Below are 17,829 nucleotides of genomic sequence, written 5' to 3' on the forward strand. Positions count from 1 at the left end.
CACCTTTCGTAGATCAGCTCTAAGAGATATGGGAGTTCTGGTTGCTGACGCCGAGATCGGTGGCCAGGGCGCGCACGCGGGCGGCGATATCGTCGCGGATCAGGCGCATGCGCTCGATGCCGTCGATACCGCGGTGGGAGGGCTCGTCGGTATCCCAGCAGAGGACCCGCACATCTTCGATCGGGTCCAGCTGTGCCTCACGGCCGAGGACCACGACGATATCGACGGTGCGTAGTAGCTGCGGATCGAGAGGTTTGGGGTGCTCGGCACCGACTCCGATGTCGAGTTCGCCGAGTGCCCGCATCGACAAGGCATTGAGTTCGCTGCCTGGGTCGGTGCCCGCGGAGTGTACGCTGACCCTGCTCCCGGTGGCTGCGCGCATGAGCGCAGCCGCCATCTGGGATTTTCCGCTGTTGCGTACGCATACGAACAGCACCGACGCTGCGCTCACCGCGCCGCCTCGTTCACGGTGATCGTCGGTGCGAAGCGGGCCCGCAAGGCCAGCGATACATACACCAGCCCGACCAGCACCGGCACCTCGATGAGCGGTCCGACCACGCCGGCGAGGGCTTGTCCGGAGGAAGCGCCGTAGGTGGCGATGGCGACGGCGATAGCCAGTTCGAAGTTGTTGCCGGCAGCGGTGAACGCCATGGTCGTGGTGCGTGCGTACCCCAGGCCGAGCAGCGCACCGAGCAGGTAACCGCCACCCCACATCAGCGCGAAATAGATCAGCAGCGGTACCGCGATACGGACCACATCGCCGGGGCGGGAGGTGATCTGATCGCCTTGCAGGGCGAACAGGATCACGATGGTGAACAGCAGCCCGTACAGCGCCCACGGCCCCAACCGGGGCAGCAGCGTGGACTCGTACCAGGCGCGACCTTTCGCTCGTTCCCCGATACGGCGGGTGAGATAGCCCGCGAGCAGGGGAATGCCGAGGAAGATCAACACCGATTTCGCGATCTCCCACGGCGAGGTGTGGATCTCGGTCTGCGCGAGACCGAGCCAGCCGGGCAGCACCGACAGGTAGAACCAGCCCAGCACCGCGAACATCACTACCTGGAACACCGAATTGAGCGCGACCAGCACCGCGGCGGCCTCGCGGTCGCCACAGGCGAGGTCGTTCCAGATGATCACCATCGCGATACAGCGGGCCAAGCCGACGATGATCAACCCGGTTCGGTACTCGGGAAGATCCGGCAACAGCAGCCACGCCAGGGCGAACATCAGCGCCGGGCCGAACACCCAGTTCAGCACCAGCGACCCCAACAGCAGCCGCCGGTCGCCGGTAACCGAATCGAGCCGGTCGTAGCGCACCTTCGCCAGCACCGGATACATCATGATCAGCAACCCGATCGCGATCGGCAGCGAAATCCCGTCCACTTCGACAGCGGCCAAGGAGTCACCGAGACCGGGAATCAGCCGTCCGAGAAGCAGACCCGCGGCCATGGCCGCGCCGATCCACACCGGCAGGAACCGGTCCAGCGTGGACAGCTTGCCGACAACAGCGGGATGTTCGGAAGTCGTGGTCATCCGGTCACCGCCAGTCCGGCCTCCGCCGCCAGTAGCTCCGAAAGCCGGTGCAGCGTTTCGGGGACCACCCGGTAATACACCCACGAGGCACGGCGCTCACTGGTCAGCAGCCCCGCCTCGCGCAGCACCTTCAGATGGTGAGAGATGGTCGGCTGGGTGACATCGATCCCTTCTGAGACCTCACAGACACACGCCTCACCTCCGGCTCGTGTGGCCACTGCCGACAGCACCCGTAACCGCACCGGATCCGACAACGCCTTGAACATTCCCGCCAGCTCCACCGCCTCGACAGCGGTCAATGGCGGCCGGGCTTGGGGTGTGGCCGCGCATGCCGGGTCGGTCATGGGTAACGGCAACTCCGAATTAGACACATATCGATATTGACCGATGTCTAATTCGGAAGGCAAGCGAACATCCGGTGAACTCACTCACCCCGTCGACGCAACGGCCTTCCGCTCGGTCTCGGTGCCGCAGCACACTCGCCTCGACGATGACCACCAGATCCGCTTCAACTGTGACCAAGATTCGTAGCGTGCAGGCGCCGTCGTTCACGGCGGAGATAGCGCATCGCATGCATGACATGCGACTACCCACTTTTCCCGCAGTTCGATATCGCCCTGGCCCTCCCAGGATCCATCTACATGCCTGATGTACCAGACCGGCAGGTGCGGGTATCGGGGCATGGCTTGCTCAGCTGGGTGCGAACCCACCCAGTTCGAAGCTGATCACGACCGCGGTGAGCCCACCCCCGACCACCGACGTCGCGAGTGCGTACCCGACGGCTACCCGCCGGGTACGCGGGAATACTGCCAGCGTGAGCGTTGGTGCGAGAAGAACGGCGAAGGCAATCACCCACGACAGCCAGTAGGAAGATGCGACTTCGACAGGCCGCGCCCGAAGATGCGACGGCGTTGCATTGATCTCGGGAACATCCATCATGTCCTGGAGGCTGAACGCCAAAGGGATGAGCACAAAGAATGCGATCAAGCCGCCCAGGCTCACACCCCACGCGGCGCTACACCGCTGTGAGCTGCGCGCGTAGGGGGTGTTCACCTGGCTATGTCCTTCGTCTAGTTACCGTTGATCGGTTTGCTGGACCCTGTTTCAGGACTTCACCGTTCCCGATATGAATAGCGAGACTGGCATCTATCTGGAATGCTTGCCGCGCCCTCGGTGAGCCGAGGGCGCGGCAATACCGCATTACTACCGGAACCCTGTTGTTCATTCAGCCGAGGATCCGCTGGCCGAACCGCTCGGAAGTTTGGGAAGCCGGAGTTTGGGGTTGGGCACGCCAGCGCCTTCCCGGTCGAGCAGGCCGCCTTCGTTGGCGTACGGGCTTTGCCCTGGGGGTGCCTGTATGGTGCTGAGATATTTCCACAAGCCGTCGGCCAGTACCGCGCCGCCTGCCAGCAGCGTGCCCGCCACCCCGCCTGCTCCGGCGAAGGCGGCGATGGCCGTGGGGACGGTTGCCAAGCAGGCCGGGCCGACGACCAGGCATGATCCGAGTCCGATGACAGCGCCGACGAGGGCTCCGACCACGGTGCCCACTATTCCGCCGACCAATGGTCCGGTGGACAGCTTGCCGGCGAGGTCGTTGAGGGCGAGCTGATCTTCCAGCGGCGATGCCACCGAGTGGAGCTGCGGGTGCGCGGCGAGGCCTGCACGGTCGGGAGTCAGGGTGAGAGTTGTAGCGTGATCGGTTATCTCGCTGGTCAGTGTTCCCGGCAGACCGTCGAAGGTGAAGTTTTTCGGCAGTGTGGCCAGCGTCGCCCCATCGGCGTTGTGGATCAGCACTGCTCGACCGTCGGTCGCTGTGCTGAAGGTGGCGCCGTCCAAGGTGACTACCACGGAATTGCCTGCGATTGTCGCGTGATAGTTGGGTGCGGCCGCGGGCTGGGCGGTTGCCGGGGTCGCGGCCAGCACGGTTGCCGTAGCCGCCGCGAGCGCGAGGGTTGTTGTGCGGATGAGCATCACAGGGTTCCTATGCGTTCGCGGTCAGCGGCCGGGCGCGGTCGATGCCGGCAGGTGCTGGGCGTATTTGCTCTGCCCGGGAGGAGCCTGCAGTGTGGTCACATAATCGAACAGCGCGTAGGCGGTGGACCCGCCACCGGCGAGTACCAGACCGGTCACGCCGCCGACCGCCCCGACGAGGGTGACCAACGGCAGGACCGCGACGACACAACCGAGGTTGATCACCAGGCATGATGCACCTGCCAGTGCGAAACCGATACCGACCCCTGCCACGGCCCCGATGGCTGTACCGATGAGGCTTCCGATCGAGGTGCCGATACTGACCGCATTGATCAGATCATTCATAGCCAGCTGGTTTTCCAGCGGCGAAGCGACAGGATGCAGCTCCGTGCGGCGCAGCTCGGTGATATCGGGTGTCAGGGTGACGGTTCGACGATCGGCCGAGAGCTGGTAATCGATCGGAAGCTGCTGACCGTCGAGCGCGAATGTCAAAGGGATCGTATCGAGTTCGGTACCGACCGCATCCTGTACGGCGATCGATCCCGGCCGGGCAGTGGCGGCGAAGGTCCCGTTATCGAGTGTGGTGGTTACCGAGAGCCCGTCGATAGTGGAGTGATAGCTGACCGGTGCCTGGGTAGGTGGTTCAGCACTTGCGGCGCTCGTCGTGGAGGCGATTGCCGCGCCGGCGATGACAGCCAGGGCGATGGGGGAGAAGCGCATCGATATTCCTCATACTGCGTAACCGATCGCGGGACTACAGCATCGAGTAAACCCGGGTGTCGGGCCGCTCGACACAGCAAACATCCTGGGATCCAGGTCCGATCCCAGGATGCGGGGCTCCGGGAGCGAGCGTTGGACTCGCTACTCGATGCTTTCCGTGCTCACGGTGGTGTGGTTATCGCCACATTATTGGTGCGAATGCACATACTGAAACACACGTGGAACGATCTGGCAATGCAAATCGAAGAAATCCCTGAGAGTTCCATGGGTTTCTGGTGAGAGTGATACACGCTGAAGTATCGGCCGGGGCGCAGTGGTGCGCGGGGAGCCAGGAGCATCGAGCCGATCGTTTCCTGCTCGGGGTAGTGCTCGAGGAGCAATCGCTGAGCTAATACATCTGATCATCCGAGAACTCCCGCTCGGTGGAGGGCGGTAATTTGCTCGGGTGTGTACCCGAGCACCGTGGTGAGAACGCTGTCGGTGTCCGCACCGCGGCAGGGCGCGTGGTGATGCCGTGTGCGCGGCGGGCCGACACGGACGGGGGAGTTGACATGCGTGGTGTGCCCGAATTGTGGATGCTCGGTGGCGATCAGCATGTTTCGGGCGATGACCTGCGGGTCGGCCAACGCCTGGGCTACGGTGTTGATCGGGGCACAGGGGATGGAGACCTCCCGCATGGCGGCCAGCCAGGTGTCCACAGTCGCTGTACCGAATGCGTGGTCGATAATGCTCTCCAGCTCGTCACGGTGGGCCAGCCTGTCGGTGAAAGTGGCGAATCGGGGGTCGTCTGCCAGATCGGGGCGGCCGATGACCTCGGTGAGCCGCTTCCAGAATTTCTCCTTCGCACAGCTGATGACAAGCCAGCCGTCTGCCGCGGCAAAGATCTGGAAAGGTACCAGCGATGGATGCGCTGATCTCCGGGTCCGTTCCGGCTCGTATCCTTCGGTGAGATGCCATGTCGCGAGATAGGACAGCATGCTGATCGCGGTATCGAACAAGCTCACATCACAATCGGCGCCCACGCCGTCCCTCCGGGCCGCGTGTACCCCTGCCAACAGGGATAACACTGCTACCAGACCACCGCTGAAATCCACCAGCGACAGTCCCGACTTCTGTGGCGGCGCACCGGGTTCCCCGGTCAACGCCATCCATCCCGTATATCCCTGCAGGACATAGTCGTAGCCGGGTTCGTGCGCCCGTGGGCCGGTGCTGCCGAATCCGGACAGCGCGCAGCATACGATGCGCGGATTGATGTGTTTGAGGTCGTCGTATCGGATGCCGAGTTTCTCCGGCACATCCCCGCGCAGATTGGCGTAGACCGCATCGGCATGGCGGACGAGGTCCTCGAACACCGCCCGGCCATCACGAGATCTGATATCGAGGTTGATACTGCGCTTATTTCGGTTGAGGGATTCGAAGAACAACGAATCCTCCCCTTCGGTATACGGTGGAATGTACCGAGCCACATCACCGCCCACTGCGGGGTCTTCGATCTTGATGACGTCGGCGCCGAGGTCGGCCAATTGCAGCGAGCCGAAAGGACCTGCCCCGTATTGCTCCAGGGCGATGATCCTGAGGTCCGCTAGAGGAGTCACGACGATGCCTCAGTGCCGGTCGAATCGGTGATCGGACGTATCGGTCGTGGCCGGTTTCCCTGTGGACGTTCACCGGCGTCGGTTTTGTAGACCATGAATGTTCGTTTGTAGGTGAGTACATCCTCGCCGCGCTGATTGACAGCGCGTGTCTTGACTGTGACTATGCCGGCATAAGGGCGGCTTTTCGATTCCCGCTTGTCCAGCACAATCGATTCCGACCAGAGTGTGTCACCGGCAAAAACCGGTTTCACGAGCCGGATCTCGTCCCAGCCGAGATTGGCGATCGCGTTGTATGATGTATCGATAACGCTCTGGCCTGCGGTGATAGCCAGTGTCAGGGTCGAGTTGACCAGCGAGCCACCGAATTCCGAAGCCGCGCCGACCTCGGCATTGAAATGCATCTCGGCGGTATTCATGGTAAGCAACGTGAACCACGTGTTATCGACCTCGGTGATGGTTCTTCCCAGGGGGTGCTCGTAGACGTCCCCGATCCGGAAATCTCCGAAGAATCGTCCGCTCCAACCAGTTTTCGGTGGCATAGCCACACCTTTCATCTATCCCTGATGGCGGCACTCGGCGTTATTGCGCGCACTGCTCGTTTTCCGGAGGGGACAGCCGGAAACGGTATGATCGCTACGTGCGTACGCCGGATCTCGAGGGGCCTGCGCTACAGGCTCGCCAGCAGCGCATCGGTGCCGATTCACCGAGCTGGCCGATTACCGAGCTATTGGATAGCTACCCTCATCAGGGTAAAACTCCAAGGTTTTGGATGTCAATAGTGGATGCCGACGGTGTACGCCGAGTCAACGCTTCATCTCCTCGTAGAGGCCACGTAGCCCGCGTAGGTGTGCGCGCATGGCCTCGCGGGCGCCCGCCTGGTCGCGCGCGTCGAGGTAGCCGAGGATCTCGCGGTGTTCGTGCTCGACCATCTCCCAGTTCGCCGGGGAAGTTTTCTCGCGCGTGAACCGTTCATCGAGGATCCGGAAGACCGGATCGGCCACAATTTCCAGCAGTGGGTTGTGGGTAGCCCTGATGATCCCCAGATGGAAACCGCTGGTCTCGGTGAATACCGTCGCCGGATCGGGCCGGTTCGATCCGAACAGTGACCCCCTGATCGCGTCGAGCTCGTCATCGGTTCGGTGCAATGCGGCGATTTCCGCTGCGGGAACCTCGAGGATCTCGCGTACCTGGAGTAGATCGGCGACCGTCAGATCGGAATAGTTGACCAGCATGGTCAGGGAGGTCTGCAGCGAGCCGCTCACCTCTGCCGCCGTCGGGGTCGCCACGAAGGTCCCGCCGGTAACGCCCCGTTTGATCTCGAGTAAGCCTTGGCTGGCCAGCGCGCGAAGCGCCTCGCGCGCGGTATTGCGGCTGACTCCGTAATGGGTGGACAGTTCTCGCTCCGTCGGGAGCTGATGACCGGGCGGTAGCTCGCCCGCCGCGATCTGCCGCCGCAGTTCCTCCTCCAATTCCCGGCCGGCTGTCGCGGGCATGGGCCGTGACGAGGTGGTTTGAGAACGAGAGGTCGGGGTGACTGGCTCCGGCACGTCGGGAATCCTCTTTCGGTCATATGGCTACTCGGAGCGCTGACGGCCGTCGTCACCGCGAGGATCATTAAGACTCCAAGGTTTTGACTACTGTAGTCGTGTGTGTCCGAAAGCTCGGAAAGCTGCGGTCCGGCAGGGCGTGTTGCATTGTTTTCGGTGGTTCGAGCCTTCTATAGATGACGGGTACACCTGCTCGACTCATTTCCGCGGTTTCGGGAGGACACTCTAGGGATGAATCGCAGATATCGCTGCACCGATAGGCGGTGAGTGGTGGATCCGAAGGCTCGTGTCTTGGATCTCGGGTATGCGGCCGGTTGGCGGTTGGTACGTGCCTTGCCGCGACGGTGGGCACTGGGGCTGTTCGGTATCGCGGCCGATCGCGCGGCCAGGGGCGGTGGACCGGTCCAGTTGCGACGCAATCTGGCGCGGGTGCTGTCCATCGCGCCGGCGCAGGTTCCCGATGAGCTGGTGCGTGCGAGTTTGCGCTCCTACGCCCGGTACTGGTGTGAAGCCTTCCGGCTGCCGTCGATGGATCCGGTGTGGCTGACCGAGCGTGTCGAGTCCTCGGCCACCGGTCTCGAACATATCCACGAGGCGGCCGAGCGTGGTCGCGGAGCGGTGCTGGCCTTGCCACACAGCGGCAACTGGGATGTGGCGGGGGTCTGGCTGGTGCGGCGCGTCGGCGCGCCGACCGTCGTGGCCGAACGGCTGGAACCGGAATCGCTGTTTCGGCGCTTCGTCCGGTTCCGGGAACACCTCGGTTTCGAAATCATCCCGCTCACCGGCGGCACCACACCACCGTTCGAGCAGCTGGTGGCGCGACTTCGGCAGGGACGGATGGTCGGTCTGCTCGGTGAACGAGACTTGACCGGGGCCGGCGTGCCGGTCACATTCTTCGGGGAGCCGGCTCGCATGCCTGCCGGTCCGGCCAGGCTTGCGATCGAAACCGGTGCGCCATTGCTGCCGGTACACTGCTGGTTCACTCCCGACGGCTGGGGATTTCAGGTCGGCGAGCCGATCGACACCGCGCGCGGAGTGCAACACACAACCCAGGCACTGGCTGACCGGTTCGCCGCGGATATCGCCGCGCACCCGGCCGACTGGCATATGCTGCAACCGCTGTGGACCGCTGACTTCACCGGCGACCGGATCGCACGCAGGCACACTCATCGAAAGCCTTCACCCTGATCAAGCGAACCCATCATGGCATCGCTTGCTCTCCGCACCGTTTCTACTTCGATTTCAATCACACCGAATACGAGCTCGCCAAGATACGCGCATCAGCCACGTGAGTCCGGCAATTGCCGGTTCCGCCAGCGGAATTCCATTGCGCCGCCATCATCGGGGTAGATCTCCACGACTACTACTCAGGCGATCGAGTGGTCGGAGCCGACGCTCAAGTCGTGATCCCGGATACACCGGTGGGGCTGGTGGCGATGGCGGTGGGGGTCGCGGTGCCGGTGATCGGCGCCGACACCACCTGAGCGGTGCCCTGGTTGGCGATGAACAGGGTGCTCCCTGAGGCGGTGATATCCGCAGGGGACAACAGACCGGTCACCAAGGGGGTCGGTGTGCCACCGGTTACCGGCACCGTCGACACCCGAGCGGCCCCGGCCTCACAGATGTAGAGGAGGCCACCGACCCGGACCAAACCCGCGGGGCCGCTCAGGCCGGACGCCAGCAGGGTCGGTGTGCCGCCGGTCTGCGGCACCGAATACACGCGACTGACGCCATCGGTGAAGAACAGCAGGCCACCGTAGGTGTAGGGCAGTGGGTTGCTGGTGCCGTGCAGCAGGGCGGTGACGGTGACATCGACGGTGCCGGTGCCTGGTGGGGCGATGGCGTTGATCCGGGTGTCGGAGACGATGGTGAACGTGGTCGCTGTCGCACCGAATCGCACACTCAACGGACCGGCACCGGTGAATCCGCTACCGACGATCTCCACCGTGTTACCCCCGGCCGGAGGACCGAAACTCGGGTTGAGCGAGGTGAGTACCGGTGCGGCCAGGAGAGCAGCCACGAACGGTGCGGCCCCTGATTGTGCCGGTACCCCATCGGTGATCCCGAATATGCCAGTGGGGCTGGTAGTGAGGAGGGTGGGGGTCGTGGTGCCGGTGATCGGTGCCGATACCGCCTGAGCGGTGCTCTGATTGGTGATGAACAGGGTGCTACCAGAGACGGTGATACCCGCAGGGAAGAACAGCCCGGTCACCAAGGGGATCGGTGCACCACCAGTCGTCGGCACCGTCACCACCTGACTGGCCACAACCTCGCAGACGTAGAGGAGGTCACCGACCCGGACCAAACCTAGGAGAGGGCTCAGGCTGGACGCCAAAACGGTTGGTGTACCACCGGTTTGCGGCACCGAATACACACTGCCTGGATTGGCACTATCGGTGAAGAACAGCAGACCGGAGCCGTCGTAGGTGTAGGGCAGTGGATTGCTGGTGCCGTCGAGCAAGGCGGCGACAGTGACCTCGACGGTGCCGGTGCCTGGTGGGGCGATGGCATTGATCAGGGTGTCGGAGACGATGGTGAACGTGGTTGCCGTCGCACCGAATCGCACGGACAACGGGCCGGCGCCGGTGAATCCGCTGCCGACGATCTCCACTGTGTTGAAGCCTGCCGGAGGACCGGAACTGGGGTCGATCGAGGTGAGCACGGGTGCCATCGGGGCCTCCGAACAGGGAAGGGGTTGTTCCGCAACAGATGTCGGTACGGTCGCGACACCGTTGCATCCAGTAACCCACCGACGGTGGTGATTCCGCAACGACCCCATGATCGCGGTTCCGCAACGAATCCCCGGAACTGCTATGCCCCTGTCGACGACAATCGGTAGTAGATATCAACTAGCAAACTGAGTGCTGATTGATCGAACAGCGATTCCTCCCAGTCCGCACCCCTATGGGCAGGCTGTCCTGCCATCGCATTGCGGAGAGTCTTCGTCGGCACGCACCGGCAATAGGTCGGGACGTTTGGCGGTGCGGCCGTCGGCGGAAGATCGACCGGTAAGCCGCCGTCCCAACCATGGTCCTAAAAATTTTGCTGCCCAGAGCATTTCGTTGGTAGCAGTAGACAAAGCACCGCGTTTCGGTAGCGGTGGCAGCACGGGCCGGGTCCAGCTGTCGTCGCTGCCGGGCAGCTGTAAGGCGGAGGCGAGCGCCTCGGCGATACGTTGATGGCCCAGCGGGCTGGCGTGCAGCCGATCCGCACCCCACAGCCGCGGATCGGTGACTGCGGCATGGTCGGCGGTTTCGGCGACGATGACACCATATTGTTGGGCAGCTGCGCGGATACGCTGGTTGAGCACGGCGACCCGGCCACTGACCATACGGGCGAGCGGGGTGATTCGCGCGGGGTCGGGGAAGGTGAGGGTCACCACGACCGCACCGTGGGTGGTGAGTTCGGCAAACATAGCCTCGAGATGGCCTGCGACTTCGTCGGCGTCGAATCCAGGGCGTAAGACATCGTTGACGCCTGCGATCACCGTGACGAGATCCGGGCGCAGCCGCAGTGCGTCCGTGAGTTGCTCCTCATGGACATGCCGAGCGAGCTTGCCGCGTACGGCAAGGTTGGCGTACTGCAGTTGCGGGTTGGTCACTGCGAGGAGCTCCGCGAAACGATCGGCCAAGCCGCGCAATCCGATCAGGTCGTCGCCGTCGCCGACGCCCTCGGTCTGGCTGTCACCGAGAGCGACATATCGTGAGTAGGTGTCGCCGGGCGTGACACGCGAGCTTCCATGCTGATGATCGGCAAGCATTGCTACAAATTACCTACCTAGTAAATTTTTTGTCTATGCAGGGGTGAGGTGGGTGCGTTGAATGCCTTCCTCACCTCCTGGTGGGTCCGGCCGACCACGCGCAGTCGGACGTTGTTCGGATCATTGCGGGCACTTCTGGTAACGCGATCTGCCGATATGGGTCATCGCATGGTGGGCGATGTAATCGCGGAGACGCGCAACTGCCCGGGTGGGTCGGTGGTTGCCGGAGACGAGGCCGATTGTCCGGTCGCGCGGGACAGTGAGGGGGACACGGCATAGATCGGGATGCGGCGTTTCTGGCTCGGGAAGTAGCGCGATGCCGAGGCCGTGCGCGACGAGGGAGCGCAGGGTTTCGAATTCGGTGATCTCGAATGCGACGTGCGGTGTGAATCCGGCTTCGGCGCAACAGGAGTCGAGCAAACTGCGCACATGGTAGGTCGGCGGATTGGCGATGAAGACTTCCTCGGAGAGTTCGGCGATGTCAACGGTTTCGCGCCCGGCGAGGCGGTGCTGTCGTGCGACATAGAGGTGAATGCGCTGATGTCCGAGCATTATCGCCGGTAGGTCGGTGGGTGAGGGAATCATAACGGCGAGATCGAGTTGTCCGGTGCGGATCAGGTCGGTGAGCGCTTCACCATGGGCCTGTACGAGGTGGAGCCGGATTCGGGGTGCGTCGGCGTGGAAGTCTGCGAGTAGCGCGGGCACACTGACCGGTCCAAGGCTAAGCGGGAATCCGAACCTGACGAGTCCACTGTCCGGATCGGCATTACTGCGTACCACGCTGACAGCGTCGTCGAGCGCGCGAACGAGTCCGCGAGTGCGTTCGAACAGCTCCCGCCCTGCCGGTGTGAGAGCGATACCTCGCCCGGCCGATTGGAACAACTGCACTCCGACATTCTTTTCGACAGCTTTCAGTCGTCGGCTCAGTGAGGACTGTGGCACCCCGAGTAACTGCGATGCGCGGGTGATGTGCCCCTCATTCGCCGCGACCTCGAACGCTGCCAGTAGCGGTACCAATGCTTCCACCTGAGACGATGTTGATTCATCCATATTCGGATGATAAGTACCAAATCTTGGTTGTAGACGGATGAATTTCCAGGCGTGACGATGTCATCGACACCGCATCAGGGAGGCATCGCTATGGCAGCAGCACGCATTACAGCCACGAAACATGTTGTCCAGAAAGAGATTTTCGACGTAGCGTTGATCGGCGGCGGCATCATGTCCGCGACGCTCGGCGCAATGATCGCCGAGGTTCGACCGGACTGGTCCGTGGTTATGTTCGAACGCCTCACGGAGATCGCGGCCGAGAGTTCGAACGCATGGAATAACGCTGGGACCGGGCATTCAGGATTATGCGAGTTGAACTATATGCCCGACCCGGACGATCCGGTGAAGGCCGAGCAGATCGGTGAACTGTTCCAGTTGTCGCGGGAGTTCTGGGCCACGCTGCTCGAGGAAGGCGACAACACCCGGCCTGCGTCGTTCATCAACCCCACACCGCATATGGCTGTTGTATTCGGCGACCGTGATGTGGCCTACCTACGGCGCCGCTATGCGACGATGCGGTCGTTGCCGCTGTTCTCGGCGATGCGATACACCGAGGATCCCGAGGTGATCGCCGAGTGGGCTCCGCTGATGATGGCGGACCGTGACTATGCCGAGCCGATAGCCGCCACTCGATACGAGGACGGCACCGATATCGATTTCGGTGCTCTCACCAGCGCGCTGATCGATGTGATGATCAAGGCCGACGCCCAGGTGCGGGTCGGACATGAGGTGACCCGGCTGCGCCGCGGCCCGGACGGGATCTGGACGATCACAGGTCGCGACCGCAATACCGGACGGCGGTTCACCGTTCGAGCGAAGTTCGTGTTCGTCGGCGCGGGCGGCTATGCCCTCCGACTGCTGCAACGAGCCCGCATCCCTGAGGTTCGCGGCTACGCGGTCTTTCCGTTCGGCGCGCAGTTCCTGCGGACCGACAATCCCGATGTGGTCCGGCAGCATGACGCGAAGGTCTACAGCAGAGCATCCCTCGGTGCTCCACCGATGTCGGTGCCGCATATGGACAAGCGCGTGGTCGACGGTCACGAATCACTGTTGTTCGGCCCCTACGCCACGTTCAGTACCCGGTTGCTCAAACATGGCAGGCTCATCGATTTGTTCACCACGCTGCGCCTGCGCAACATCGCGGTATTGTCGGCGGCAGGCATCCATAACTTGGCACTGGTTCGTTACCTGATCGGTCAACTGCTTTCCACACGTCGACGGAAATTCGCACAGCTACAACGGTTCTACCCGACTGCCAACCCTGCCGACTGGTATCTGGTCCAGGCCGGGCAGCGCGCGCAGTTGGTCAAACCGGATCCTCACAAGGTCGGCGTCCTTACCTTCGGCACCGAGCTGGTAACGGGAGCCGATGGCACGATCGCGGGACTGCTGGGCGCATCTCCTGGCGCGTCCACAGCTCCGGCAATCATGGTCGACCTGCTCACACGGTACTTTCCCGATGAGAGAACCTCGTGGGAGCCGGTACTCCGCAGGATGATGCCGACAGTGCATACGGCAGCCGGGTAACGGATAGCTCAGTTGCTATACCTCAGCGCGCTGCCAGCGGCGGAACAGCCCGTATAGAACACGACCGCATCAAGGGCTGTTCTCGCCGGTGCCAGTTCATCCAAGGCGGTCGCGCAGTCGTGCGAGTCGATGCATCGGGCGGGTCAGTGAGCGGCCGTGCCTGCCTGAGCGAGACCACGGGTCATGCTGTCCAGCAAGTCTTTTAGGTATATCTCGGATGTTGAACCGGTCCGGCCGCATATCTCGACTGTCCAGTTCATCCCATTCCAGGGGTGTCGCCACCGGCGCACCACGACGAGCCCGCACGGCATAGGGCGCGACGGCGGTCTGCGCGTAGGCGTTGCGCATGATGTCGAGGTAGAGCCGATCACCACGTTTGTCCTTGCGCATTTCCAGGGTGCGGCGCACAGGGTCGTCGATGACGACCAGTTCGGCGACGTCACGGGCGAAGCCTCGGGCCGTGTCGAAATCGGCGTCACCCCTGAGCGGCACCATGACATGCAGCCCACGTGATCCGGTTGTCTGGACATAGGGGACCAGGGCGAGATCGTTCAGTACATCGCGGAGAGTGTGGGCGGTAGCCCGCACGGTGGTGAAATCCTGGTCGGAAGGATCCAGGTCGAAGATGATTCGGTCGGGTGTGTCCAGTCGTTCTTTCCGCGACAACCAGGTATGCGGGGTGATGCAGTCCTGGTTCGCCAGCCATTCGAGGGCCTCGCGGCGTTCGGCGAGCAGGTGCACTAGCGTGCCATCGGTTTTGGCGACTTCCACCCGGTCCATCCAGTCCGGTAGCGCATCGGCGAAGTCTTTCTGCACGAAGCCCTGCTCCCCGATACCGCGCGGGTAGCGCTGCAGCATCAGTGGACGCCCTTTCAGGTGCGGCAGCATCACCGGAGCCACCGCATCGTAATAGTCGATGAGGTCGCCCTTGGTGATTCCGTCATCGGGGAACAGCACCCGGTCCGCATGGGTGATCGCGATATCGATGCGAGCCATCAGTGTGTCTCACTACGACCGGACCGCTGCTCGTCTCGATACTCCTGCGGGCGCATACTCAGGGCATACCCGTCCACAGCAACAGAAAACCGCAGATCGGGTCGCTGCGTGTCCACGACATGCTCTTCAGTGGTGAGTCAGGAACTCGGGGCCACCCAGGAGTGAGATCACTGAAGTCGGGCCGTATACCAAATATTGGTATCATGTGGTCATGGCCAAGAACACGTCCGTCAGCCTCAGCGATCACTACACCGAGTTCATCGAAACCGAGGTCGGTTCAGGCCGCTACGGATCGGCCAGTGATGTTGTTCGTGCCGCACTACGGCTGCTCGAAGACCGCGAGACCAAGTTCCGCGCGGTACGTGCGGCCCTCATCGAGGCCGAGAACGCCGGCCCAGCTCTGCCGTTCGACGGCGAGGAGTTCCTGGCACGTAAACGGGCCGAGTCCGGGCGCCGGTGAGCCGATACCTGCTCAATCCCGTCGCCCACACCGATCTCGAACAGATCTACGACTACACCCTGGATCGCTGGGACATCGACCAGGCCGAGTACTACGTGCGCGAACTGTTGCGCGCCTTCGACCGTGTCGCCGCCAATCCCCGTAGCGGTCGGTCCTGCGACGATATCCGCCCCGGCTACTTCCGACCGCCCACCGGATCCCATATGGTCTACTATCGGATCACCATCAGCGGCGTTGTCGAGATCATGCGCATCCTGCACCAGCGAATGGATACCGACCGCCACCTCTAGAGTTGCGGGGAATAAGCCTCGACTTCGACCGGTCGCACACTCGCAGCCCAGAAATCCTGAAGTTGCCAGGAAATACGAAGTGGCTCTTCCTGGTTCCCGTCCAGATGCTCCTGCGCGGATTTCCGGTCGATGTGTCAGTGCGAGAACGAGTTACGCAGGTCGGTGATGGTGGCCCAGCGTTCGTAGGCGATCCAGGCGAAGATCGCGGCAAGCACCAGCGGGAAGATCGCCATCAGAGGTTTTCCTGCGATGAAAGCCTGTGTTCCGGCGGCGAGTACGGTGAGAACGGACAGACCCGCGGCAGCCAGGGCGCTGAGCCGTGGCACCATCAGGCCTATACCGCCGGCGACCTCCGCAACTCCGATGAAGATGAGCAGTCCGAAGGGGATGGTCAGATTCTCGGGGGCGTTGTCCATCAGGGTGTTCGGTATAACGAGCTTCGGCCCGCCAGAGGCGATGATGAAGAACAGGCCGAGCAGGATCTGCAGGGTCCACAGGACGCGGTTGCGGACCCTACCGGGACGGTAGGTGACGTCGTCGGAGGAGTTGGCGGTGGTCATTTCCGGTCCTTCTGGTCGGTAGTGCGTTCAACGGATAGGACGGAGCGCCGTCCGAGAACTCATCGCTATCCGCGAAGTTCTCGGAATCGCTGCTGTATCGAGCGAGAACGACCTGCGGAGCTTCCGGTTTCTCGCACGCGGATGAGGGGCGGTTGACCAGGCGCATCGTTCCGGGCACTAGCTAGCCTCTCCGCCCCCTTCCTCTGGGGATGGTCTGTCTGCCCGGTCAATGTTTCTGGACCACGCGCTCGCCCTCACCTGGCTTCCAGATGGTGATCTCGAGATGGCCGTCGACAATCTCGACCGTCGAGGCACCGGTGAGGTCGGTGACATAGAAATGGTCGAACTCGTGGCCGCGGATATCGAAACCACTCTCGTCGAACAGGTGCTGGGCGAAACGGGTGTGCACGTCTCGATCGGGGAGGTCGACGACGGTGCCGAACAGTTTGGCATCGCCGTCGGTGACCTGGGTGTCGACAGTGGCGGTGTGCAGGCAGAAGCGCGGGTCACGAGCCAAGTCGCGGAACTTGCTTGTCCCCGGCATCCCGACGATCACGAGGGACTCCTCGAAGATTCGCGGCTCGACCGGGCTGATCCGTGGATAACCGTCGGAGCGGAGGGTGCCGAGCATACAGAGGTTGCCTGCGGCACGATGCCTGCGCAGGAAGATCTGGGAGATATGGGGTGCTTCTTCGGTGAATCGGCTCCAAATGGTCATGACGACGACGCTACGGCGAATACCTGCCATCTTCTGTCATGGTTTCCGACTAGTCTCGCAGATATGCGGGCGAGTCGACTGGTACGACTGCTGTTGCTGTTACAGACGCGCGGCAGACTGACCGCGCCGGAACTGGCCCGTGAGCTGGAGGTATCGGTGCGCACCGTGCACCGCGATATCGAAGCGCTCTCGGCGGCCGGTGTCCCGGTGTACACCGAACTCGGCCGGGCAGGCGGGGTGCGATTGGTCGATGGCTATCGGACGCGGCTGACCGGCATGACCGTCGAAGAGGCCGATGCGGTACTTTTAGCCGGATTGCCTAGCGCAGCAGGCGATCTCGGTCTCGGTACGGTACTGGCTACCGCCCAGCTCAAGGTGCTCGCCGCGCTGCCGCCCGAACTGCGCGGCCGCGCCACGCGCGTTGCCGAGCGGGTGCACGTGGATGCGCCGGGTTGGTTCCACCGGCCGGACGAGACGCCTGCCTTGGCTTTCATCGTCGACGCACTCTGGCGCGACAGCAGACTGCGTGTGCGGTACGAGCGTAAAGACACAACGGTCGAACGACTGCTCGACCCACTCGGCCTGGTCCTCAAAGCGGGCACCTGGTATCTGGTCGCCCGCAGCGGATCGGCATTGCGCTCCTATCGGGTGGGCCGCATCCTCGCTGCCGAGCCAACTGGCGAGACCTTCGTTCGCCCCGAGGACTTCGACTTGCGGGCATACTGGGCCGATAGCGCCGACGACTTCGCGCGCTCGATGCTTCGCGTCCGGGCACGCTGCCGGATCGCCGCCACCCATCTCGGCCTGTTACGGCTGCTGAACGATCCCGCTGCCGTCGCGGAAGCGCTGGCCTCTGCTGGGGCACCCGATGCGGAAGGATGGGTCGAGGTGGTCGTGCCTTCGGAATCCTACGAGGTGCTCACGCACAGCATTCTCGCGCTCGGCGAGTTCGTCGAAGTACTGGAGCCACCGCAGCTGCGCGCTCGGTTCGCGGCCACGGCCGCCGCCATGTATACGCGCTATCGCGGCGGTTGAGAGTCCCTGACCATAGTGAAGCCGAGCTGTTGGGGCGAAAACTCCTATGGGAATCCGCCGATCCCGG

20 protein-coding genes are annotated in these 17,829 nt (G+C 63.0%); 5 read left to right on the forward strand and 15 right to left on the reverse strand.

Translation table 11 applies throughout. The features are described 5' to 3' along the window. Positions 1 to 19: 19 nt before the first annotated feature. The 9 genes from ACL02S_RS01475 to ACL02S_RS01515 form a co-directional block, all read right to left on the reverse strand. Entirely contained in the window at positions 20 to 451 is a 432-nt protein-coding gene (locus ACL02S_RS01475) for an arsenate-mycothiol transferase ArsC (RefSeq protein ID WP_412800409.1), read from the reverse strand. Further along, positions 448 to 1,533 carry an ACR3 family arsenite efflux transporter gene (arsB, locus tag ACL02S_RS01480; protein WP_412800410.1) on the reverse strand — a complete coding sequence of 362 codons (1,086 nt, stop codon included), beginning with the start codon at positions 1,531 to 1,533 and terminating at the stop codon, positions 448 to 450. The genes ACL02S_RS01475 and arsB overlap by 4 nt, the downstream gene beginning before the upstream one ends. After that, positions 1,530 to 1,877: an ArsR/SmtB family transcription factor gene (locus ACL02S_RS01485; RefSeq protein ID WP_412801071.1), complete on the reverse strand. Its 348-nt coding sequence runs from the start codon at positions 1,875 to 1,877 to the stop codon at positions 1,530 to 1,532. Before ACL02S_RS01485 ends, arsB begins: the two co-directional genes overlap by 4 nt. Before the next feature lie 346 nt (positions 1,878 to 2,223). Then, complete coding sequence (locus tag ACL02S_RS01490) at positions 2,224 to 2,586, reverse strand: hypothetical protein (protein WP_412800411.1); 363 nt, start codon at positions 2,584 to 2,586, stop codon at positions 2,224 to 2,226. 168 nt (positions 2,587 to 2,754) lie between these two features. Then, positions 2,755 to 3,504: a DUF8020 domain-containing protein gene (locus ACL02S_RS01495; protein WP_412800412.1), complete on the reverse strand. Its 750-nt coding sequence runs from the start codon at positions 3,502 to 3,504 to the stop codon at positions 2,755 to 2,757. A gap of 24 nt (positions 3,505 to 3,528) precedes the next feature. Continuing rightward, a complete protein-coding gene (locus tag ACL02S_RS01500; protein WP_412800413.1) occupies positions 3,529 to 4,224 on the reverse strand; it encodes a DUF8020 domain-containing protein in 696 nt (231 codons plus the stop codon). 401 nt (positions 4,225 to 4,625) lie between these two features. Further along, positions 4,626 to 5,819, reverse strand: coding sequence for a CaiB/BaiF CoA transferase family protein (locus ACL02S_RS01505; RefSeq protein ID WP_412800414.1), 1,194 nt, complete (start codon positions 5,817 to 5,819; stop codon positions 4,626 to 4,628). Then, complete coding sequence (locus ACL02S_RS01510; RefSeq protein ID WP_412800415.1) at positions 5,816 to 6,358, reverse strand: MaoC family dehydratase; 543 nt, start codon at positions 6,356 to 6,358, stop codon at positions 5,816 to 5,818. Before ACL02S_RS01510 ends, ACL02S_RS01505 begins: the two co-directional genes overlap by 4 nt. A gap of 264 nt (positions 6,359 to 6,622) precedes the next feature. Continuing rightward, complete coding sequence (locus tag ACL02S_RS01515) at positions 6,623 to 7,312, reverse strand: FadR/GntR family transcriptional regulator (protein ID WP_412800416.1); 690 nt, start codon at positions 7,310 to 7,312, stop codon at positions 6,623 to 6,625. Positions 7,313 to 7,636: 324 nt separating this feature from the next. On the opposite strand from ACL02S_RS01515, the gene ACL02S_RS01520 reads away from it, so the two are divergent. After that, positions 7,637 to 8,554 carry a phosphatidylinositol mannoside acyltransferase gene (locus ACL02S_RS01520; protein ID WP_412800417.1) on the forward strand — a complete coding sequence of 306 codons (918 nt, stop codon included), beginning with the start codon at positions 7,637 to 7,639 and terminating at the stop codon, positions 8,552 to 8,554. A 208-nt stretch (positions 8,555 to 8,762) separates the two neighbouring features. Here the strand turns inward: ACL02S_RS01520 and ACL02S_RS01525 are convergent, their stop codons facing one another. The 3 genes from ACL02S_RS01525 to ACL02S_RS01535 form a co-directional block, all read right to left on the reverse strand. Further along, positions 8,763 to 10,037 (reverse strand): IPT/TIG domain-containing protein, encoded by a 1,275-nt coding sequence (locus tag ACL02S_RS01525; protein ID WP_412800418.1) that lies wholly within the window; start codon positions 10,035 to 10,037, stop codon positions 8,763 to 8,765. Between the two features lie 231 nt (positions 10,038 to 10,268). Beyond that, a complete protein-coding gene (locus ACL02S_RS01530) occupies positions 10,269 to 11,126 on the reverse strand; it encodes an SGNH/GDSL hydrolase family protein (RefSeq protein WP_412800419.1) in 858 nt (285 codons plus the stop codon). A 120-nt stretch (positions 11,127 to 11,246) separates the two neighbouring features. Beyond that, positions 11,247 to 12,176 (reverse strand): LysR family transcriptional regulator, encoded by a 930-nt coding sequence (locus ACL02S_RS01535; RefSeq protein WP_412800420.1) that lies wholly within the window; start codon positions 12,174 to 12,176, stop codon positions 11,247 to 11,249. 90 nt (positions 12,177 to 12,266) lie between these two features. Between ACL02S_RS01535 and mqo the strand changes: the two genes are divergently transcribed. Continuing rightward, on the forward strand, positions 12,267 to 13,703 hold the full coding sequence (gene mqo, locus ACL02S_RS01540; protein ID WP_412800421.1) for a malate dehydrogenase (quinone): 1,437 nt from the start codon (positions 12,267 to 12,269) through the stop codon (positions 13,701 to 13,703). A gap of 96 nt (positions 13,704 to 13,799) precedes the next feature. Here mqo and ligD read toward each other — a convergent pair whose 3' ends face one another. Continuing rightward, a complete protein-coding gene (gene ligD / locus ACL02S_RS01545) occupies positions 13,800 to 14,699 on the reverse strand; it encodes a non-homologous end-joining DNA ligase (protein WP_412800422.1) in 900 nt (299 codons plus the stop codon). 211 nt (positions 14,700 to 14,910) lie between these two features. On the opposite strand from ligD, the gene ACL02S_RS01550 reads away from it, so the two are divergent. Next, positions 14,911 to 15,159, forward strand: coding sequence for a type II toxin-antitoxin system ParD family antitoxin (locus ACL02S_RS01550; RefSeq protein ID WP_412800423.1), 249 nt, complete (start codon positions 14,911 to 14,913; stop codon positions 15,157 to 15,159). Further along, a complete protein-coding gene (locus ACL02S_RS01555) occupies positions 15,156 to 15,449 on the forward strand; it encodes a type II toxin-antitoxin system RelE/ParE family toxin (protein WP_412800424.1) in 294 nt (97 codons plus the stop codon). The genes ACL02S_RS01550 and ACL02S_RS01555 overlap by 4 nt, the downstream gene beginning before the upstream one ends. 134 nt (positions 15,450 to 15,583) lie before the next feature. Here ACL02S_RS01555 and ACL02S_RS01560 read toward each other — a convergent pair whose 3' ends face one another. Both ACL02S_RS01560 and ACL02S_RS01565 read right to left on the reverse strand, forming a co-directional pair. Beyond that, positions 15,584 to 16,009, reverse strand: coding sequence for a DoxX family protein (locus ACL02S_RS01560; RefSeq protein WP_412800425.1), 426 nt, complete (start codon positions 16,007 to 16,009; stop codon positions 15,584 to 15,586). A 226-nt stretch (positions 16,010 to 16,235) separates the two neighbouring features. Continuing rightward, positions 16,236 to 16,727, reverse strand: coding sequence for a pyridoxamine 5'-phosphate oxidase family protein (locus ACL02S_RS01565; protein WP_412800426.1), 492 nt, complete (start codon positions 16,725 to 16,727; stop codon positions 16,236 to 16,238). 63 nt (positions 16,728 to 16,790) lie between these two features. Between ACL02S_RS01565 and ACL02S_RS01570 the strand changes: the two genes are divergently transcribed. Next, positions 16,791 to 17,762, forward strand: a complete 972-nt coding sequence (locus tag ACL02S_RS01570) for a helix-turn-helix transcriptional regulator (protein WP_412800427.1) — start codon at positions 16,791 to 16,793, stop codon at positions 17,760 to 17,762. Positions 17,763 to 17,829 lie beyond the last annotated feature (67 nt).

The sequence above is a fragment of the Nocardia spongicola genome (assembly GCF_047200775.1).
Lineage (GTDB): Bacteria > Actinomycetota > Actinomycetes > Mycobacteriales > Mycobacteriaceae > Nocardia.

Excerpts from the sequence above, each read along its gene's own strand:
- ACL02S_RS01570 (WP_412800427.1), top strand. The coding sequence starts at position 16,791 with ATGCGGGCGAGTCGACTGGTACGACTGCTGTTGCTGTTACAGACGCGC.
- ACL02S_RS01550 (WP_412800423.1), top strand. The coding sequence starts at position 14,911 with ATGGCCAAGAACACGTCCGTCAGCCTCAGCGATCACTACACCGAGTTC.
- ACL02S_RS01560 (WP_412800425.1), bottom strand. The coding sequence starts at position 16,009 with ATGACCACCGCCAACTCCTCCGACGACGTCACCTACCGTCCCGGTAGG.
- ACL02S_RS01530 (WP_412800419.1), bottom strand. The coding sequence starts at position 11,126 with ATGCTTGCCGATCATCAGCATGGAAGCTCGCGTGTCACGCCCGGCGAC.
- ACL02S_RS01515 (WP_412800416.1), bottom strand. The coding sequence starts at position 7,312 with ATGCCCGCGACAGCCGGCCGGGAATTGGAGGAGGAACTGCGGCGGCAG.
- ACL02S_RS01565 (WP_412800426.1), bottom strand. The coding sequence starts at position 16,727 with ATGACCATTTGGAGCCGATTCACCGAAGAAGCACCCCATATCTCCCAG.
- ligD (WP_412800422.1), bottom strand. The coding sequence starts at position 14,699 with ATGGCTCGCATCGATATCGCGATCACCCATGCGGACCGGGTGCTGTTC.
- ACL02S_RS01525 (WP_412800418.1), bottom strand. The coding sequence starts at position 10,037 with ATGGCACCCGTGCTCACCTCGATCGACCCCAGTTCCGGTCCTCCGGCA.
- mqo (WP_412800421.1), top strand. The coding sequence starts at position 12,267 with ATGGCAGCAGCACGCATTACAGCCACGAAACATGTTGTCCAGAAAGAG.
- ACL02S_RS01495 (WP_412800412.1), bottom strand. The coding sequence starts at position 3,504 with ATGCTCATCCGCACAACAACCCTCGCGCTCGCGGCGGCTACGGCAACC.
- ACL02S_RS01485 (WP_412801071.1), bottom strand. The coding sequence starts at position 1,877 with ATGACCGACCCGGCATGCGCGGCCACACCCCAAGCCCGGCCGCCATTG.
- ACL02S_RS01535 (WP_412800420.1), bottom strand. The coding sequence starts at position 12,176 with ATGGATGAATCAACATCGTCTCAGGTGGAAGCATTGGTACCGCTACTG.
- ACL02S_RS01510 (WP_412800415.1), bottom strand. The coding sequence starts at position 6,358 with ATGCCACCGAAAACTGGTTGGAGCGGACGATTCTTCGGAGATTTCCGG.
- ACL02S_RS01500 (WP_412800413.1), bottom strand. The coding sequence starts at position 4,224 with ATGCGCTTCTCCCCCATCGCCCTGGCTGTCATCGCCGGCGCGGCAATC.
- arsB (WP_412800410.1), bottom strand. The coding sequence starts at position 1,533 with ATGACCACGACTTCCGAACATCCCGCTGTTGTCGGCAAGCTGTCCACG.